An 18,173-nucleotide genomic window follows, 5' to 3' on the forward strand; every position below is an offset into this window, starting at 1 on the left:
TCGAGCGATCAACCGGTTCGGTTTGAGTGAACGCCCGCGGCCGAACGCAACGTCGCTATCGCTACTGATACGCCGAGATCCCGGTTAGTTCCTCACCGAGGATTAGCGTATGGATGTCGTGGGTACCCTCGTACGTATACACCGTTTCGATGTTCGCCATGTGTCGCATCGGGGAATAGTCCGTCGTGATTCCGTTTCCGCCGAGCATCTCGCGGGACCGCCTCGACGTCTCTCGTGCCGTTCGAACGTTGTTCCGTTTGGCCATCGAGACGTGCTGTGATCGCAGCTCGTCACGCTCTTTGAGATCAGCGAGACGATAGGCGAGAAGCTGTCCGAGCGTAATCTGTGTCGCCATCTCGGCTAGCTTTTCCTGTTGCAACTGAAACCGAGCGATCGGTCCACCGAACTGATCGCGCTCTAGCGCGTACGTTCGTGCCTGCTCGAAACAGTCACGGGCCGCGCCGACGGCACCCCAGGCGATGCCGTACCGGGCCTGCGTGAGACAGGAGAGTGGCCCCGCCATTCCGGAGACGTCTGGAAACACGTTTTCTTCGGGAACGGTCACGTCGTTCAGTCCGATCTCGCCCGTAATCGACGCTCGGAGCGAGAGCTTGCCGGTGATTTCGTTCGTCGTAACACCATCGCGGTCGGTTTCGATCAGAAAGCCACGAACTGGATCGCCCTCGCTCGAGCGATCGCGCGCCCAGACGACCGCGACATCAGCGATCGGGGCGTTCGTGATCCACGTCTTCGATCCGTCGAGAAGATATCCGGAGCCGTCACGCTCTGCAGTGGTCCGCATTCCCGCCGGGTTCGAGCCGTGTTCGGGTTCGGTAAGTCCGAAACAGCCGACGGAATCGCCGTTTCCGAGTCTCGGAAGCCACTTCTCTTTTTGAGCTTCGGTTCCATAGGCGGAGATCGGATACATGACGAGCGCACCCTGGACCGACGCCATCGAACGCACTGCCGAATCGCCCGCCTCGAGTTCCTGCATCAGGAGACCGTACGCTGTTTCAGAGACGTTCGGTGAGCCGTACCCCTCGAGGTTGGGGGCATAAAAACCGAGCTCCCCCATCTCGGAGATCAACTCGGTAGGAAACGTCCCCTCTTCGAAGTGATCCCCGATCGTTGGTTTGACCCGGTCCTCGACGAACTCGCGGGCCGTATCACGGACGAGTCGTTCCTCCTCGCCTACGTCCGCTTCGAGTCGAACGAAATCGAGCATACGCCACCCTACGGAAGTAATCGTATAGAGTTTGTTGGGTCGTTGTCCCCTCACCAGCGACCCACCGATTGCACCATCGAGTGACCCGACGTAATCGACAGTAACTCGTTCCGGTTGATTCGAGACCGGTAGTCACCCGTGTGGTAACCGGTTCGAGATCCGGCGTCATCGACCCGACTGGTCAGCGATCACGTGAGGATTCAGGGGATCATATAATGATTATGATCTTAATATAGATCTCCTCTAAATACTTCATGACAGATAGAATTGAAAAAAGACCTACATAGCTTATAGTGCTAAAAGAGCAGTTGAATAGTATCTCTTGAATAAACACCACGTTTTCTAACAGTAATATGTATTATTTGATAAGGATAAGATACATATTTTCTATCACATACTTCTGCCCAGTCGTTCTTCGGCACCGATACGACGGAAGCGGACGGAGATCCAGCATGGATTTACACCAATACGCCTGTAATACCTGCCAGAAGACGGTACGTACTGCTGAACAACACCCGCGACAGTCGGTCTTCAGAAATCATGCTCAGAACTGCAGTTACGGGATTTGCTCCCTTCAACACGACGGATCGAGTAGTTGTACGGGATGAACCGGTCGACGCTCGAGCAACGACTCGAGCTGTTCGTGACACGACGTCCCGGACGCCACGACCGTTCGGCCGACGGTCTCTTCGGTGGTAAACTGGTCTCGGAGGCGCTCTCCGACCGCCATGCTCAACTCGTAGTAGTCGCGCTTGTAGCCGAAGCTACCGGCCATTCCACAGCACTCGACGTTCGAGGTCGTCACGGCGTAGCCGACTCGTTCGAGGACCGCGACAGTGTGTGAGTCGAGGCCGAGAGTGCGCTGTTGACAGTGGCCGTGGTAGGCCAGGTCTTCGTCCCCCGTTCGAAGGGCGTCCGCGTTCGCACCGTTCTCGAGCAATCCGTAGACGTATTCGAGTATCTCGTAGCTTCGTTCCGAAATCCGCTCGTACTCCGCCGGCGAGAGTAGCTTCTCGTACTCGCTACGGAACATCGCGAGGGCGCTCGGTTCGATGACGACGACGTCGTACTCGAACTCCGGATACCGCCGAAGCGCCCGGTCGACCGCCTCGGCCTTCCGTTCGGCCGTCGCGATCATCCCCTGCGAGAGGGGTGCCCGACCAGAGCCCGGCGCGTCCGGAACCGCGACCGGAACGCCGAGGGATTCGAGGACGCGGACGGCTGCTACACCGCGTTCGACCTGAACGTGGTTCGTGTAGACGTCTGGATAGAGCAGGGCCCGCCGATCGTACTCGAGGGTGTCCGAGCGGGCGCGGTTCGCTCGGGCCGTCGAGGCAGCCTCGCCACCTCGCGTTTCGAACCAGTCGACGAGCGTCTCGCGCTCGAAGACGGGAAAATCACGCCGTCCGTCCACCCCCAGAAGGCGCTCCACGATCGCGTTCGCACCGGGTAGCCTCACCGCCCAGTTCGAGACGGGTGCGGTTTTACTTCCCAGCCTCGCGAGCGTCTCGAAGTTCCCGAAGAATCGCTTCTGGAGGGGGTAGCTCGAGGCTTCCTCGTCGGGAACGAGTCCGTCGACCAGGTGATCGAACCGGCCCCGGCTCTCGCCGTCGTTGATCCGGTTTCTGACAACAGTGTTGATCCAGGGGATATCGATCTTGACCGGACACTGGTTCATACAGCGCGAGCAGCCGGTACAGAGATCGTTGAACTCCGCGGCGCTTTCCTCGCCGTGAACACCGGCTTCCCAGCCGGTGGCGATCCCGCCGGAGTAGGTCTCGCCGCCGAAGGCGTGTCCACCCACCTGCTGAAAGTTCGCACACGAGTTGAGACAGGCCGAACACCGGATACAGCGAAGCGTCTCTCGTAACTGCTCGTCGTCGCGCATCGCCATCCGTCCGTTGTCGAGCAATACGAGGTGGAACTCCCGATCGATATCACCGTCCTCGATCGGTCCTTCGAGATCTCCGGGAATCGCCGGCGTATCGACCGGCGGGGTCAACAGCGAGACGTAGGACGTGATCGACTGACCGGTCCCGGATCGGCCGATGAGTTCGACGAACGGCTGAAGGTCTCGAAACGACGGAACGATCTTCTCGACGCCGGCGATGGCGACGTGCGTCTCCGGAACCGCGACGCATTTTCGGGCGTTCCCCTCGCTCGTCACCAGCGCCATCGTTCCCGTATCCGCCGTGATGAAGTTCGCACCCGTGATCCCGACGTCGGCCTCCTCGATGGCGTCGCTCAGGACGTCCCGAGCGAACGCGGTCAACTCGTCGGCCGTCTCGAGGGGCTGGTCGAGATCGTAGTGCTCGTTGAACAGGGTCGCGATCTCCTCGCGGGACTTGTGGATCGCGGGCGCGACGATGTGCGACGGTGTCTCGTCTGCCACCTGCAGGACGAACTCTCCGAGGTCAGTCTCCCAGACCGCCACACCCGTCGCCTCGAGGCGGTCGTTGAGGTCGATCTCCTCCGTCGTCATCGACTTCGACTTGACGACCGTTTCGGCGTCGCAATCGGTGACGACCCGCTCGACGTAGTCGTTCGCGTCGGCTGCGTTCTCGGCGTGGTAGACGGTTCCACCGTTGTCCTCGATCGTCTCGGTTACGTCATCGACGAGCTCCGGTAAGCGTGCGATCGCGTCGTCCTTGATCGCCATCGCCCGGTCTTTGAGCGCCTCGTACTCGTCTAACTCCTCGACCGTCGCGTAGCGTCCCTCGTTGAACGAGCGTGTCCCTCGCTCGACGTGTGGTCCCTCGGTCTCGAGGAGCCGCCTGATCGCCGCCGCCTTCTCGTCACGATTCGACGCCATCAGTGTCGTCCCTCCGGGTCGTCCGTTGCGTCCTCTTCGATCCCCCCATCGTCGGTGGCAACGATCACGACGTGGACCTCCGTCGGTCCGTGGACGCCGTGGACGAGTGCGCCCATGTCCGCGGTCGCGCTCGGACCCGTCGCCACGATCACGTCCGCCCCATCGCTTTCGACGATCGGTGCGAGTTCGTCGAACGCCGTCACCATGTCGTCGACGACGTCGCATTCGCGGACGAGGACGACGTGGCGCTCGGGAAACAGCGCGGCGAGTTCGTCGACGTCGCCGGTCGCCCGAAGAACGACCGAGCCGTAGGACGCGATACCGAGCGTCGCACCGGTGACGCCGGTCTCGGCCTCGAGGAGTTGGATCCGAGTCGGGCGGGTGTCGATCGAAGGGGAAACCCGTTCGAGCGAGACGTCGTCGAACGGAAGCGGAGCACCGACTGCCGGAAGAGTGATGACCTTCGAGAGTATCTCGTCAATTGTTTCCGGCGTCGCCACGGTTACCGACGCATTCGTTTCCCGAATCGCGTTCTCGAACACTTCGAGACGAGTTGCCATCGTTCGTCGTATCGGAGCGCAGAAGCATTGTTCTTTCGTCACGTGACGGCAGCACGGCGGCCAGTTTACCGGTTCGGAGCGTCACGATCGTACCGGATCAACTCGCGGTCCCGGACGAAGTGATCGCTCACGGATCGCGCCGGTGTTCTATCGGGTGTTTTGACGCGACGGCTCGTTCGTCCTCGAGCGTCGACGTCGATGCTGTCGACGTTGAAACCGTACCCGTCCCCACCGCTTCAGATTCTGTCGTCGGGTACCACCAGAAACGGTATGAGCCATCTCACCGGACCGGACTCCACCGACCTAATGCAGCGACTGGTCGGTCTGGACAGCAATCGGATCATATAATATCTCAGTCAAGATCCAAATATAGTCTGTATTCAATGCATTCAGAAAAATAACCTCGAGTAAGAAACATCCAAAATAGTCTATAAAAGGACTTACTATAGATATTTATCCACTATTTAGATAAATAGTAATAGATTGCAAGATTATTATCGAGTACTATTCCATCCGCTATACGGCCGATAATACTATCAATAATACAATATATGTGAGTATATGTTTATATCAGTAAAATATAGAAAACGATTAGAACTCGAAACGGGACACGGTGTGCAAACGCTGAGACCAAAGACCGACGCTTTATCCCCTGGAACAGCAATAGAGTGATATGTCCCTCGAGCCGAGCGCCGATCCCGCGGCCGATCGGCGCGCGAACTACGAGTACCGGAGCGACGACGTGGATCGACCCGCACTCGAAGCGGATCTAGAGCGAGTCGTCGACTGCGAGGTCCGGGCCGATTCGTACTCTCGAGAGCTGTACGCGACGGACGCGAGCGCCTACGAGATGACGCCCGTCGCGGTCGCGTTCCCCGAATCAACCGACGACGTCGCGGGTATCCTCGAGTACTGTGCCGACCGGGAGATCCCGGTCCTCCCCAGAGGTGGTGGGACCAGTTTGGCCGGACAGGCGGTCAACCGGGCGGTCGTGCTGGATTTCACGCGTCACATGACGGAGGTTCTCGACGTCGACGTCGACGGTCGGATCGCGACCGTCCAGCCCGGCGTGATTCTCGGAACGCTCGACGAAACGCTCGCTCCCGACGGTCTCAAATTCGCTCCCGATCCCGCCTGGGGAGACAAGAGTTCCATCGGCGGCGCGATCGGCAACAACTCGACCGGTGCACACTCACTCGAGTACGGCAAAACCGACGCCTACATCCAGGCATGCGAGGCCGTCCTGGCTGACGGCACCGTCACCGAGTTCGGTGAGGTCTCGCTCGCGGAAATCGAAGAACGGGGGGATCCCGACGGAGATCTCGAGCAGCGAATCTATGCGGAAGTCGGCCGCATTCTCGACGCCGACGCCGATCGGATCGAGGACACCTATCCCGATCTCAAACGAAACGTCTCCGGATACAACCTCGACCGACTGGTCGCGGAGGCCCGCGGGAACACCTTGCCGGGCGGGGAGGAGACCGGCGAGTCGGGGACCGTCAACCTCGCGCGGTTGCTCGCCGGCAGCGAGGGTACGCTCGCGATCGTCACCGAAGCGACGATCGCACTCGAGACCGTTCCGGAGACGAAAGCCGTCTCGTTGCTCTGTTACTCCGATCTCCACGACGCGATGGCTGACGTCGGACCGATCCTCGAACACGATCCCGCGGCGCTCGAAGTCCTCGACGACGTGTTACTCGACCTCGCCCGCGACACCGCCGAGTTCGGCCCGGTCACGGAGATCCTCCCCGCGGAAACGAACGCGGTGTTACTGGTGGAGTTTTACGCCGACAGCGACGGGCATGGCCGCGAACAGGTCGCCGGGCTGGTCACCGATCGCTGTCCCGACGCAGCGTCTACAGGCCAGCCGCCACGGAACCCCCCGCGAACCGATGCGGAGACGCTCGCACTCGAGGCGATCGAGGCGTACGACGACGCAGAGCGTGCGAAACTGTGGAAGCTCCGCAAATCCGGCCTGCCGATTCTCCTCTCGCGTACGACCGACGCAAAGCACGTTTCGTTCATCGAGGACACCGCCGTTCCGCCGGCTCGCCTCCCCGAGTTCGTCGAGCGCTTCGAGGCAATTCTCGAAGTGCACGACACGTACGCCAGCTTCTACGCCCACGCCGGTCCCGGCGTCCTTCACGTTCGACCGCTCGTCAATACGAAGTCGGAGCTGGGGATGGAACAGCTCTATGGCATCGCGGACGACGTAACGGACCTCGTCGTCGAACTCGGTGGTTCCGTCTCGGGTGAACACGGTGATGGGCGGGCTCGGACTCAATGGAACCACAAACGCTACGGCGACGAACTCTGGGAGACCTTTCGGGATCTCAAAACGGCGTTCGATCCGGAGTGGATTCTCAATCCCGGACAGGTCGTTTTTCGCGAGGACGATCCGACCGACTTGCGCGAGCACTTGCGCTTTGACCCCGAATACGCCTTCGACGCCGGCTTCGAGCCGAACCTGGAGTGGGAGATCGATAACGGCTTTCAGGGGATGGTAGAACTCTGTCACGGCTGTGGTGGCTGTCGCGGTGAACAGTCCACGACTGGGGGCGTGATGTGTCCGACCTATCGGGCCAGCAACGAAGAGATCACGGCCACTCGTGGCCGCGCGAACGCGCTCAGGCAGGCGATGGCCGGCGATCTCGAGCCCGGAGAGGCGTTCACTGACGAGTTCGTCGAAGAAGTGATGGGGCTCTGTATCGGCTGTAAAGGCTGTGCGATCGACTGTCCGAGCGAGGTCGACATGGCGAAGCTCAAAGCCGAGGTGACCCACGAGTATCACGAACGAAACGGAGCCACGCTCCGCGATCGCCTCTTTGCTAACGTCGCAGTTCTCTCGCGGTGGGGTTCGAAGCTCGCCCCCTTCTCGAACGTCGCACCCAAGGTTCCGGGTGCCCGGAAACTGCTCGATGCGACCGTCGGGATCGAACCGAACCGTTCGCTTCCAACGTTTCGGGCCACGACGTTCCGCGACAGGTTCGAAGAACGCGGCGGTTCCCGCGTTCGCGTAACCGACGCCGACCGCAAGGCGGTCGTCTACCCCGATCCGTACACGAACTACAGCAATCCCGGGGCCGGAATGGCCACCGTTCGCGTCCTCGAGGCCGCGGGCGTTCACGTTACCGTTCCCGACGAACTCGATGATACCGGCCGACCGGCGTTCTCGAAAGGATTTCTCGAGGACGCGCGGACGACGGCAATCGAGAACGTCGAAACCCTCGCACCGCTCGTTGCCGAGGGGTGGGACGTCGTCGTCATCGAGCCCTCCGATGCGGTCATGCTCCAGTCCGATTACCGTGACCTCCTCGACGACGACGCCACCGAACTGGTCGCGGAGACGAGTTACGGGGTGTGTGAGTACATCGACACGTTCGGGCTCGACGCCGAACTGACCGTCGACGAGACGACCGACGGATCGCTGACGTACCACGGCCACTGTCACCAGAAGGCAACCAGAACGGACCACCACGCCGTCGCTGTGCTTCGACGGATCGGGTACGACGTCGATCCGCTCGATTCGGGCTGCTGTGGGATGGCCGGAAGTTTCGGCTACGAGAGCGAGCACGCCTCGATGAGCGATGCGATCGCGTCGATCCTCTACGAGCAAATCGACGACAGCACCGGCGAGGTGGTCGTCGCACCCGGTGCCTCCTGTCGAACCCAGCTCGAGGGCCATCGCGGAAGCGACGGCACGCCACCGACGCCGATCGAACTCGTCGACGACGTACTCGAGTGAGCGGACGCGGTCTTCACCCGCTTACTGGAGGTATGCGGGAGTTGGGATGTGGACCATGCCCGAGAGCCAGCTCGCATCGCTCGCAGAATCTCGATCTGATTCAACGCCCGAATCTCTCATACACGACTCTCACGGTCTTCGAGTCGGTATGCGAGGGTTGGGATTTGAACCCAAGGACCCCTACGGGAGCGGGTCTTAAGCCCACCGCCGTTGGCCTGCTTGGCTACCCTCGCATAGAAGGCAGTCGTCCGTTGTCGGCGGGGGTGGATGTGCGTTTCGGTGTGGCTCGAGTCGATACGACAGCGATCGGGCGGTTCGATCAGGTCGGCAAGCGATGATCGCTACACAGGCAGATACTATTAAAACTTTTTGCTCGTATACTCTCGTGATAGTTAGTGGATCGCCTCGACGAAACCGCTGTCGAAGAACTGCGAGATGCCTCGACAACGTGGAAGGGGAAAGCCGACACAGCGGTCGCTCAAGGAAGCGAGATTGAACTATCAAAAACCGCGCCGTACGGCCGCCGATGTTGACGCTGAGGAGCAAGAGCCGGCCCACTACGAACTCAAAAACGGCTGGGAATGGACACCACAGTAGTCTGTCCGATCAAGCCGAGAACTCCGTCCAAGTCGAGCCGCGTGCCGCGTGGTTTCTGTGCGGTCGGCGGTCAGGTTATCCGGCCAACGCGATTGGACGCGTCTGTTTAACGCGACCATAGAGAATATAAAATGAGCAGATACTTCTAAAGTCTACTATGGCTTCGACAGTCGACGCCGTTGATCTCCGCGTCGCCGTTACACTCGAGGTGGGAGTCGTCCTCGCGAACGCGTGACCGACAATCGTGGCGTCGTCAAGACTGAGCGTTCCGCTGTCCGTCTCGAGATCACCCTCGACGACAGTCCCGTCGACCATCTGGACGTCGTCGGTCGTCCGAACGCTTCCGTCGACAGCCGTCGGTTCGATCGATACCGGCTCGTAGTGTCCGGTAACGTCCCCGCCGATGTCGCTGTCTGTGAGATCCATCTCTTCACCGTCGATATCTCCGTCGATCGTCGCGTCCTCGAGAAGGACCGGCGCTCTGTCCGTGTCGACGTGGGTACCGACGGTACTATCACGAACGGTAACACCGCTCTCGCCGTCGATCGCTCCAGTAACTATCGTTTCGTCGATAGTCGCCGTTCCAGAACCGCATGGAAATTACCAAAAATTATAAATTAACTTTTTGCGTATTGGTTTCGAGCGAACGAGCATGTCTCAGAAGCCCACTCCTCACGACGACGTTCCGGCGTTCATCGTAGAACGGTTTGCAGACCATTCGGCCGCGGAACTCCGGAATATCGCCACCTACGCCGAATCACTCGAGACGTCTATCGACGTTCCCCAGTACGTCGTTCAGGCGTTTGCGATTCAGGACGACGAAACACGAACCGTGGTGGCGATTTACGCCGCAGAACTCGCCGCGTTTCTCGAAGAGCAAGCCCAACGGAAATCGGAGGACGAGGAGGACGACTCGAGTCCGCCGGGACCCGGTCGGATGGGCGGTGCGTTCTTCGGGTGAAGCGTAACCGGTCGCGTCGCTGAGGAGGGAAAACGGGCTTACGTACGAATCCGTTTTCGGAGGAACGTCACACCGAGGCCGACGATTGCGAGCGCCATCGCGGCGGCGAATGCGACGACGAACGCGGACACGGGTTCGGTCACGGTTTCGAGTTCATCGAGAACGAACTCGCCGGCGAGAACGGTGGCGACGACGAACAGGGCGATACCGCCGACGTTGGCCAGGTGGGAGTTCGTTTCGGGGACGACCTCGCGGTCGTTCAACAGGACGAGAATAACGGCGAGCGCGAACGGCGTTCCGACGAGACCGAACGCCAGGACGAGGACGAGAAGTTGGAAGAACGCTCCCTCGAGGAAGGCACCGAGCGCGGAGGCGAGCGCGACGGTGACGATCGCCGCCCGGTAACGTCCGTCTTCGATGGAGCGATCCCAGCCGAGTTTGTCCGCGATCAGGTACGGCGGAACGATCGTGTTTCCACCGAGCGTCGAGACCGCTGCACCGAGTAGACCGAGCAGGAACAGCCACACGGCGTACTCGCCGGCAACGGGTCCGAGCGCGGCCGCCGCCTGAATCTCGTCGATCGTCGCCGGATCGATGCCGGCTTCGGGGAGGACGCTCGCGGCGACGAGGAAGACGGCGAGGCTGAAGACGCCGAAGGCGACGAGCATCGAGCTCACCACGTCGAACGTCGCGATGTCGCCGTCGTCACGACTCCAGCCGCGGGCGCGCATCGTGTAGCTCTGCATCGTCAACAGCGTGATGTGGACCGCGCCGCCGAGAACTCCCGCCGCGACGACTGCGCCACCGACGCCGGCCGGCATCGACGGAACGAGTCCGCTTGCGGCCGCGCCCGGATCGATCGGAACGACGAACGCGGAGACGACGAACGCGACGACGACCAGCGAAACGAGCACCTTGGCACCGATCTCCGCCAGCCGGTAGCCCCCTCCGGCCAGTCCGAGCGCGAGCACGATCGCCCAGGTGATTCCCCAGAGCCGAGGATCACCGAGCGCTGCGAATCCGAGGACCGAGCCGCCGACGATCGTCGCGCTGATCTCCGCGAGCGTCTTCATGATCACGAGCTGGGCCAACCCTGCCGCCAGGACGACGTCGACGACGAGTACCCACGCCCAGAACGAGCCGAGGTGCTCTTCGACCACGGTGACGATCCCAGCTTCGGTGAGCAATCCGAGTCGCATCGCGAGGTACTGCCCGATCGTCCCGAGAACTGCCGACAGCACGACGACCCACAACAGCGTATAGCCGAAGCTCGCCCCCGCAACCAGCAAACTGACCATCGTCGCCGGACCCGCGGCGATCGCGCCGGCGAGCCACGTCGGTCCGAGTCGTCTCAGAAACGTTCCCACCCGTCCGACCGTCACTCCATCCGTCGTCGTTTCGGTTGTCATCGGCTGAGCTTTCAGCCAGACCGGTATAACTCTGTAGTATTTCCCAGTGTTCACAGGGGGTCAGCGACACTCGAGCTATCCGCACCACGGTCGACAGTCATCGCCAGAACCGATGCGTTCAACTATCCTGCGGAGGGATTTTTCACCATGTACGCCGTCGTCGGCTGTAGCGAGTGCTCGAACCTCTGGATCATCGAGGGGCGCTCCGAGACGACCCAGTGCCCCCGCTGTGGGTCCCGGAAAGCCTTCGAGAAGCGCAAGAAGTTCGTCGAGACCGACGACGCCGATCACGCCCGCGAGGTCCGCGCTTCGATGCTCGCAAATCGGCAGGGACAGGGAGACGCGTTCGCCGCCGTCGACTCCTTTGCGGACCTCGAGAACGACGTCTCGGACGGCGTGGTCGACGAGACCGAGTATATAGAGCGCTCGGGCCTCGACGCGGACGAACTCGAGGCGGCCGGCGATCGAGATCCACGAGGGCCGAGTCGAGCCGGGAGCAAGGCCGATATCGTCGAGTGCGCACTCGAGGAACTCGACCGACCCACCGAAGCGGAGGTGATCGACTACGCCGACGAGCGCGGTGTATCCGCGGCGTACGTCCGAGACACGCTCGAAAAGCTCGTCCGCCGGGGCGCAGTCAGCGAAAATCGAGGACGGTACCGGAACCTGTAGCATCGCCGTCGGTCCTGTAGCACCGCCGTCGATCCTCCCCTGCTGGAAACGCCAGGGCTTTGGGCCGAGCACCGGAACTGTGAGGCGATGACGGAGCAGGTTGACGTCCAGGAACTCGTGATCGGCGTCGGAACGGTGCTCGCGTTCGTCCTCTACGGATACGGAACGTTCCTCAGGGAGACGATTCTGGGCGTCGCCGCCACCGATCTCGCAGTGGGCGCGTTCGCCGGCACGTTTCTCGTCGTCGCGGTGCTTCACGGGGCCTACGGCCGTCGAGATTTCGCGGTCGCACACGCCGCTGCGGGTGCCGGCCTCGTCTTCGTCGCGGCCGCCTCGAGCGGCCCCGAGGTGCTGGTCGGTATCCTCCTGCTCGTCGCCGGCGGCTCGTACGTTGCGGTCGCGACTATGCGTGCTCGACGCGACCGGCGAGCGGTCCAGGGGTAACCTGGTGTCCGAGGAGAGTTGGTAGTCCGAGAAGACTGGATGTTGCGTGAGACGACGGCGCACGAAGGCGTCGAACACGACGGAAGGACGACCGTCGTCCCCGACAGTTCCGGAGGACGTCAGCGACCGAGATCCTCGTGTGCGCTCGCGAGGTGGCGCGAGGCCAGCGCCGCGAGCAAGGAGAGTTCGCCCGCGAGCGCGCCGACGGCGATGATCTCGGCCAGTGCGTCGGCGTTCGATCCCGCCGGATCCCCGCCGCCCCGCAGGCCGAGAATTTCGAGTGCCTCGCTCTGGGTCGGGAGCGCCGTTCCACCCCCGACCGTGCCGACCTCGAGGGAGGCGAGCGAGACGGAGGCGTAGAGGTCGCTCGCGCCGTCCTCGCGGTCGCGTGCATCCATGGTGGTGATCGCGTTCGCGCCTTCGACGACCTGGGCTTCGTCCTGTCCGGTCGCGAGGAACGCAGCGCCGACGACGTTCGCGGCGTGGGCGTTGAATCCCAGGCTCCCCGCTTTCGCGCTACCGATCAGGTTCTTTCGGGTGTTCGCCTCGACGATCGCGTCGGCGGTCGTGTGCAATCGCTCCTCGAGGAGCGGACCGGGGATCACGACGTCCGCCGTCACGGACCGACCCCGTCCCTCGACGGCGTTGACGGCGGCGGGCTTTTTGTCCGAACAGAGGTTCCCCGAGAGCGCGACGAGCGAGGCCGGTGTCTCGCGTTCGACGATCGAACAGGCCTCGCCCGTTGCGATCGTGGCCATGTTCATTCCCATCGCGTCTTTCGTGTCGTAGGCGAAGCGAAGGTAGACCGAGTCACCGACGACGTACGGTTCGACGCCGAGCAATTCGCCGTGGCTCGTCGTCGACTCGGCCGCCTCGCGAAGCCGATCGACGTTCTTTTCGACCCACTCGACCGTCTCCGACGCCTCGACGACGCCCGCGACCCGGAACACCGGCGCGCGCGTCATCCCGGTTTTCGTCACTCGAGCGTCAGCACCGCCCGCGACCCGGATCACCGAGAGCCCGCGGTTGACGGATGCGAGCAGTGCGCCTTCGGTGGTCGCGAGTGGAAGATAGTGTTCCCCGTCGGCCGCGCCGCCGGAGACGGCCACCGGCCCGACGACGCCCAGCGGAACTTGTGCCGCACCGATCATGTTCTCGACGTTCGGCTCCGCTCGCTCGGCGGGGAAGGTGTAGTCGGAAATCGTCTCGAGTTCGGTTTCCGTCTCGCGCTCGACGAGCAGCCGGCGGGCCGTCGCTGCGGTGTCGTAGTCGGCGTGGTCCTCGAGTTCGTGAAGGCGAAGCTCGCCGTCCTGTACCCGGTCTGCGAGGGCGTCCGGATCTGTCATGGATCAGTGGAGACGGCGGTCCGTCCTAAGGATTGCTGATTTCCGCTCTGATCGGTTGGCAAGGCTGTCCGGGATCGCTTTCCGCGGTGTCGCGGGCGTTTACAAGCAGTCTAGGAGAATTCCCCGGGGCTTGACCCGAGGCGGTTCACCTGGCTGATTGTGACTCGTCGGTTTCCTGCGAGCGGTAGCCGGCGACGAACTCGTGACAGACGAGCGCGACGAACGCACCGCCGCCGATCGCGAGGATCGCGAGGTGCTGGAGCGTCTCGAGGTCCGCCCCGAGTATCCCGGACCCGAGTACGGCCTCGGCTCTCGAGACGTCCGCCATCACGAGCGCGAACAGTCCCCACACGATTGTGGCGAACCGGACTCTGGTCCGCGGTGGGACGTCGTCGTCGGTTGCGGCGAGGTAAAGCTGTGGTCCGACGATCGTCAGTCCGGCAAACAGGAGGTACATTACGAGCGGATACTCGCCCAGCGCGACGGTCGTCGCGCCGTCGACGATCCCGATTCCCGCGAGAGCGAGAACGAGGAGAACGAACGAGCTGACGATGACGAGGTTTTCACGAGAGACCATGTGAATCGGTACGTGTCGAGATACCTAACCGTTTCCAGTCGGTAAGCGATTTCGGATGCCGGAAAGAGACGATCTGTACCGGCATCAGCATCCACGAACCGGCCGTCGATGCAGACCACGCGCCGGACGCCGCCGTTTCTCCCACAACCGTTTTTGCACTCGCCAGTGGGTTCTCCGACATGACCGAGGCAGCCGACCGGGTATTCACGAACGCGGCGGTCCACACGCTCACGGAACCGGACGAGGAACACGAGGCCGTCGCCGTTCGTGACGGGGAGATCGTTCGACTGGACCGAGACGACGAGATCCGGTTTCTCGAGGGCGTCGAAACCGAAGTGATCGACTGTGCGGGACGAGTCGTTCTGCCGGGATTTATCGACGCACACACCCATATCGAGAACGCCGGTCGGTTTCTCGTTCACGCGGACCTCAGCGATGCGACCGGCTCCGAGGAGTGTCTCGACCGACTTTCAGAGCGAGCCAGTGAAACCGACGACGAGTGGATTCAGGGCTTTGGTTACGACGAGAGCGACTGGGAGGAAACCGATCGTGGCTATCTCACGCGGACCCACCTCGACCGGGTGAGCACCGACCGTCCCGTCGTTGCGCTCCGGATCGACATGCACGCCGCGTCGCTGAACTCGGTCGCCCTCGAGCGCCTGGCCGACGATATTTCCGAAGACGACCTCCGTCGATCGGACGTGACGGGCGAGCCAACCGGGGTGGTCGTCGAAGACGCCGCCGAACTCGTCCGCTCACGGATCGCGCCCGGCTACGACGAAACTCGCGAACTCGTGACGGCGGGACTCGAGTACGCGGCTCGGAAGGGAGTGACTACGGTCCACGACATGGTTCGGCACTCGCGGTCGCCGCGGATCTACCGCGAACTCGAGGCGGCCGACGAGCTTCCAGCTCGCGTGCGGGTCAACTACTGGACGGATCACGCCGACAGCGCGATCGAGGTCGGACTAGTAACGAACACCGGCGGCGAACGCGTCGAGACGGGTGCGATCAAGACCTACACCGACGGCAGTATCGGTGCCCGGACCGCAAAGCTGTCAGAGCCATACGAGCCGGCTGACGAGAGTGAGTCCGATTCGGACGGCGAGTGGGTCGTCACCCCGAACGACCTCCGAGATATCGTCGAGAAGGCCGACGACGGCGGGTTTCAGGTCGCCGTCCACGCCATTGGCGACGAGGCGGTCGAGGCGGCGCTGTCGGCGCTCGAAGCGACGGCGAATCCCGCTTGCTCGCGCCACCGAATCGAGCACGCCGAACTCGCGACGGACGACCAGCTAGAGCGGATGGCCGACGCCGGCATCGTCGCCTCGATGCAGCCGAACTTCCACCGGTGGGCGGACGACGGCGGCCTGTACGACCAGCGTCTCGGCACCTCGCGCAGGCGACGAACGAACCGGTTCCGACGGCTGGCAGAGACCGGCGTATCGCTCGCGTTCGGCTCCGATTGCATGCCTCTCGATCCGCTGTTTGGAGTCCACCACGCCGTCACCGCACCGACCCACGCCCAGCGACTCTCCGTGACCGAAGCGCTTCGGGCCTATACTATCGGCGGGGCGTACGCCGGATTCGACGATAACCGCCTCGGAACGCTCGAGGTCGGAAAGCGGGCGGATCTCGTCGTACTCGAGGAGTCGCCGTGGGACCGTCCCGATCGCATCGACGGGATCGACGTGGCGATGACGGTCGTCGACGGCGAGATCGTTTTCGACGGTGCCACCGCGTAGTGACGGATCATTGGGCGTGACATACACCGATTTGTTCAATTCTCAACCATTATGGGGAAGATCGGTGTAGTGGCCGCACACGATGGCCACGGAACCGGAATCAGGCTCGGCGGCGGTCGCCGCCGACGCCGTTCGTCGAACGTACCGTCTCGCGGAGCCGGTCCACGCGGTCGACGGCGTCTCGCTTTCACTGGGTAAGGGATCGTTTACCGCCGTCATGGGGCCGAGCGGATCGGGAAAGAGTACGTTAATGAACCTGATCGGCTGTCTCGATACACCAGACGAGGGGAGGCTCGAGGTCGGCGGTCGTTCGGTCAGTCAGCTCTCGTCGGCAGATCGGGCCCGGCTTCGCGGAACCGAGATCGGTTTCGTCTTTCAGACGTTCAACCTGATGGCGCGACTCACCGCAGCCGAGAACGTGACGCTGCCGATCGTTTTTCACGATGCGATCGACGAAAATCGAAAAGAGCGGGCGCGAACGCTTCTCGACCGCGTCGGCCTCGGTGACAGGCTCGATCATCGGCCGAGCGAACTCTCGGGCGGACAGCGCCAGCGGGTCGCCATCGCTCGGGCACTCGCGAACGATCCGACGCTCGTCTTGGCCGACGAACCGACGGGAAACCTCGATTCGGAGACGGGTGCGGAGGTCATGGATCGCTTTGTCGAACTCAACCGGCAGGGAACGACCATCGTGCTTGTGACTCACGAGCGAGCGATCGCAGAGTACGCCGATCACGTGGTCCACCTGGTGGACGGGCGAATCGAGGAACTGGAACACCTCGGGACGTCTCGAGACGTGACAGTAACCGCCGGCGAGGAGTCGACGATCAGGGGGAACGTAGACCGACGATGAATCTCCGAGAGAGCCTCCGGATCAGTTGGCGGTCGATCCGCTCGCACAAACTTCGATCGACGCTGACGACGCTCGGCGTGATAATCGGCGTCGCCGCGGTGATCACGTTCATGGTGCTCGGATCGGGATTCTCCCAGAGCATCGTTGGAGACATCGAGGCCGATCAGGAGCCGGTGATGACCGTCCACACGCAAACCGAACCCGAAGATGGCTTCGGTATCATGCCGGTCGATACGCCGATCTACACCGAGACTGATATCGAGGAACTCGAGGAGGTCGACGGCATCGAGTTCGTCGCGCCCGACGGATCGCTCGATCTGGTACAGACCTCGGCTGACGACGAGCAGGTGACGGGCGTTATCGACGCCCACGCGACGACTGCAGATCGATTCGAACACGGCTCGCTCGTCGACGGAGAAACCTTCAGCGGCGACGACGAGGTCGTCATCAACGAGCAAACGAGCCAGCTGTTCGAGGAGAACCTCTCGACCGATGACGAACTCACGCTGACCTTCGAGGACGGGGAGTCTACGACCGTCACCGTCTCGGGCGTCGTCGAAGCCGAACTCGGGGATCAGATGCCGCCCCAGCTGTTCCTCCCCGTCGATCCGTACTACACGACGACCGTCGAAACGCCGGACGGCGACGAGGAGCGTGCCTATCCCTCGCTCGAGATGCGCGCCGAGAGCATCGACGACGTCGACGATGCCCAGAACTCGGTGATCGACTACCTCGAATCGGACTCCCACGCGGCCGAACTCAAGCAATCGGACGACGAAATTCAGGTACAGACCGTCGAGGACGCGATCGATCAGTTCATGGACCTCGTCGATCAGCTCACGGTGTTCATCGGTGCCGTTGCCGGAATCGCACTCGTCGTGGGCTCGATCGGCATCGCCAACATCATGATCGTCAGCGTCACCGAACGAACGCGCGAGATCGGGATCATGAAAGCCGTCGGTGCGACGAAACGAGACGTCATGCAGCTCTTTCTCGTCGAATCCGTTATTCTGGGGATGATCGGCGCACTCGTCGGGGTGGGACTCGGTCTCGCCATCGGCTATCTCGGCGTGAATTTCCTCGAGTGGCCGATGGCGTATCCGATCGACTGGATCGGGATCGCGATCGCCATGGGTGTCGGAGTCGGCGTCGTCTCGGGACTCTATCCCGCCTGGCGGGCCGCTCGCGTCGATCCGATCGAGGCACTGCGTCACGAATGAGCGACCA

General features: G+C 62.3%; 14 protein-coding genes, 1 tRNA gene and 1 pseudogene. 8 read left to right on the forward strand and 8 right to left on the reverse strand.

What is annotated here, in order from left to right; translation table 11 throughout:
* Positions 1-61: 61 nt before the first annotated feature.
* The 3 genes from EA462_RS03685 to EA462_RS03695 form a co-directional block, all read right to left on the reverse strand.
* The gene (locus EA462_RS03685) at positions 62-1,225 is read right to left on the reverse strand and encodes an acyl-CoA dehydrogenase family protein (protein WP_124177230.1); all 1,164 of its coding nucleotides are present in this window, start codon (positions 1,223-1,225) and stop codon (positions 62-64) included.
* Between the two features lie 574 nt (positions 1,226-1,799).
* Entirely contained in the window at positions 1,800-4,037 is a 2,238-nt protein-coding gene (locus tag EA462_RS03690) for an LUD domain-containing protein (RefSeq protein ID WP_124177231.1), read from the reverse strand.
* Complete coding sequence (locus tag EA462_RS03695) at positions 4,037-4,597, reverse strand: LUD domain-containing protein (RefSeq protein WP_124177232.1); 561 nt, start codon at positions 4,595-4,597, stop codon at positions 4,037-4,039. The genes EA462_RS03690 and EA462_RS03695 overlap by 1 nt, the downstream gene beginning before the upstream one ends.
* A gap of 673 nt (positions 4,598-5,270) precedes the next feature.
* Between EA462_RS03695 and EA462_RS03700 the strand changes: the two genes are divergently transcribed.
* The gene (locus EA462_RS03700; RefSeq protein WP_124177233.1) at positions 5,271-8,342 is read left to right on the forward strand and encodes an FAD-binding and (Fe-S)-binding domain-containing protein; all 3,072 of its coding nucleotides are present in this window, start codon (positions 5,271-5,273) and stop codon (positions 8,340-8,342) included.
* Positions 8,343-8,491: 149 nt separating this feature from the next.
* On the opposite strand, the gene EA462_RS03705 is transcribed toward EA462_RS03700, so the two are convergent.
* Positions 8,492-8,575: transfer RNA gene (locus tag EA462_RS03705), tRNA-Leu, on the reverse strand.
* Between the two features lie 235 nt (positions 8,576-8,810).
* Between EA462_RS03705 and EA462_RS17520 the strand changes: the two are divergent.
* Positions 8,811-9,065 (forward strand): annotated as a pseudogene (locus tag EA462_RS17520) (IS630 family transposase); the annotation flags it as partial.
* Here the strand turns inward: EA462_RS17520 and EA462_RS03710 are convergent.
* Entirely contained in the window at positions 9,015-9,365 is a 351-nt protein-coding gene (locus EA462_RS03710) for a hypothetical protein (RefSeq protein ID WP_124177234.1), read from the reverse strand. The pseudogene EA462_RS17520 and the gene EA462_RS03710 sit on opposite strands and share 51 nt — an antisense overlap.
* A 226-nt stretch (positions 9,366-9,591) precedes the next feature.
* Between EA462_RS03710 and EA462_RS03715 the strand changes: the two genes are divergently transcribed.
* A complete protein-coding gene (locus tag EA462_RS03715; protein ID WP_124177235.1) occupies positions 9,592-9,900 on the forward strand; it encodes a hypothetical protein in 309 nt (102 codons plus the stop codon).
* Between the two features lie 38 nt (positions 9,901-9,938).
* On the opposite strand, the gene EA462_RS03720 is transcribed toward EA462_RS03715, so the two are convergent.
* A complete protein-coding gene (locus tag EA462_RS03720; protein ID WP_124177236.1) occupies positions 9,939-11,309 on the reverse strand; it encodes an NRAMP family divalent metal transporter in 1,371 nt (456 codons plus the stop codon).
* A 147-nt stretch (positions 11,310-11,456) separates the two neighbouring features.
* On the opposite strand from EA462_RS03720, the gene EA462_RS03725 reads away from it, so the two are divergent.
* Together EA462_RS03725 and EA462_RS03730 are read left to right on the forward strand one after the other, a co-directional pair.
* Complete coding sequence (locus EA462_RS03725) at positions 11,457-11,981, forward strand: DUF5817 domain-containing protein (RefSeq protein ID WP_124177237.1); 525 nt, start codon at positions 11,457-11,459, stop codon at positions 11,979-11,981.
* An 87-nt stretch (positions 11,982-12,068) separates the two neighbouring features.
* Positions 12,069-12,425, forward strand: a complete 357-nt coding sequence (locus EA462_RS03730) for a hypothetical protein (RefSeq protein WP_124177238.1) — start codon at positions 12,069-12,071, stop codon at positions 12,423-12,425.
* Between the two features lie 119 nt (positions 12,426-12,544).
* Here the strand turns inward: EA462_RS03730 and hmgA are convergent, their stop codons facing one another.
* Together hmgA and EA462_RS03740 are read right to left on the reverse strand one after the other, a co-directional pair.
* Positions 12,545-13,771 carry a hydroxymethylglutaryl-CoA reductase (NADPH) gene (gene hmgA / locus EA462_RS03735; protein WP_124177239.1) on the reverse strand — a complete coding sequence of 409 codons (1,227 nt, stop codon included), beginning with the start codon at positions 13,769-13,771 and terminating at the stop codon, positions 12,545-12,547.
* Between the two features lie 145 nt (positions 13,772-13,916).
* A complete protein-coding gene (locus EA462_RS03740; protein WP_124177240.1) occupies positions 13,917-14,348 on the reverse strand; it encodes a hypothetical protein in 432 nt (143 codons plus the stop codon).
* Positions 14,349-14,527: 179 nt separating this feature from the next.
* Between EA462_RS03740 and EA462_RS03745 the strand changes: the two genes are divergently transcribed.
* The 3 genes from EA462_RS03745 (at position 14,528) to EA462_RS03755 (ending at position 18,166) form a co-directional block, all read left to right on the forward strand.
* Positions 14,528-16,093, forward strand: coding sequence for an amidohydrolase (locus EA462_RS03745; protein WP_124177241.1), 1,566 nt, complete (start codon positions 14,528-14,530; stop codon positions 16,091-16,093).
* An 82-nt stretch (positions 16,094-16,175) separates the two neighbouring features.
* Entirely contained in the window at positions 16,176-16,946 is a 771-nt protein-coding gene (locus EA462_RS03750) for an ABC transporter ATP-binding protein (protein ID WP_124177242.1), read from the forward strand.
* Positions 16,943-18,166, forward strand: a complete 1,224-nt coding sequence (locus tag EA462_RS03755) for an ABC transporter permease (RefSeq protein ID WP_124177243.1) — start codon at positions 16,943-16,945, stop codon at positions 18,164-18,166. The genes EA462_RS03750 and EA462_RS03755 overlap by 4 nt, the downstream gene beginning before the upstream one ends.
* Positions 18,167-18,173 lie beyond the last annotated feature (7 nt).

This window comes from Natrarchaeobius halalkaliphilus, from assembly GCF_003841485.1.
GTDB classification, from domain to species: Archaea; Halobacteriota; Halobacteria; order Halobacteriales; family Natrialbaceae; genus Natrarchaeobius; species Natrarchaeobius halalkaliphilus.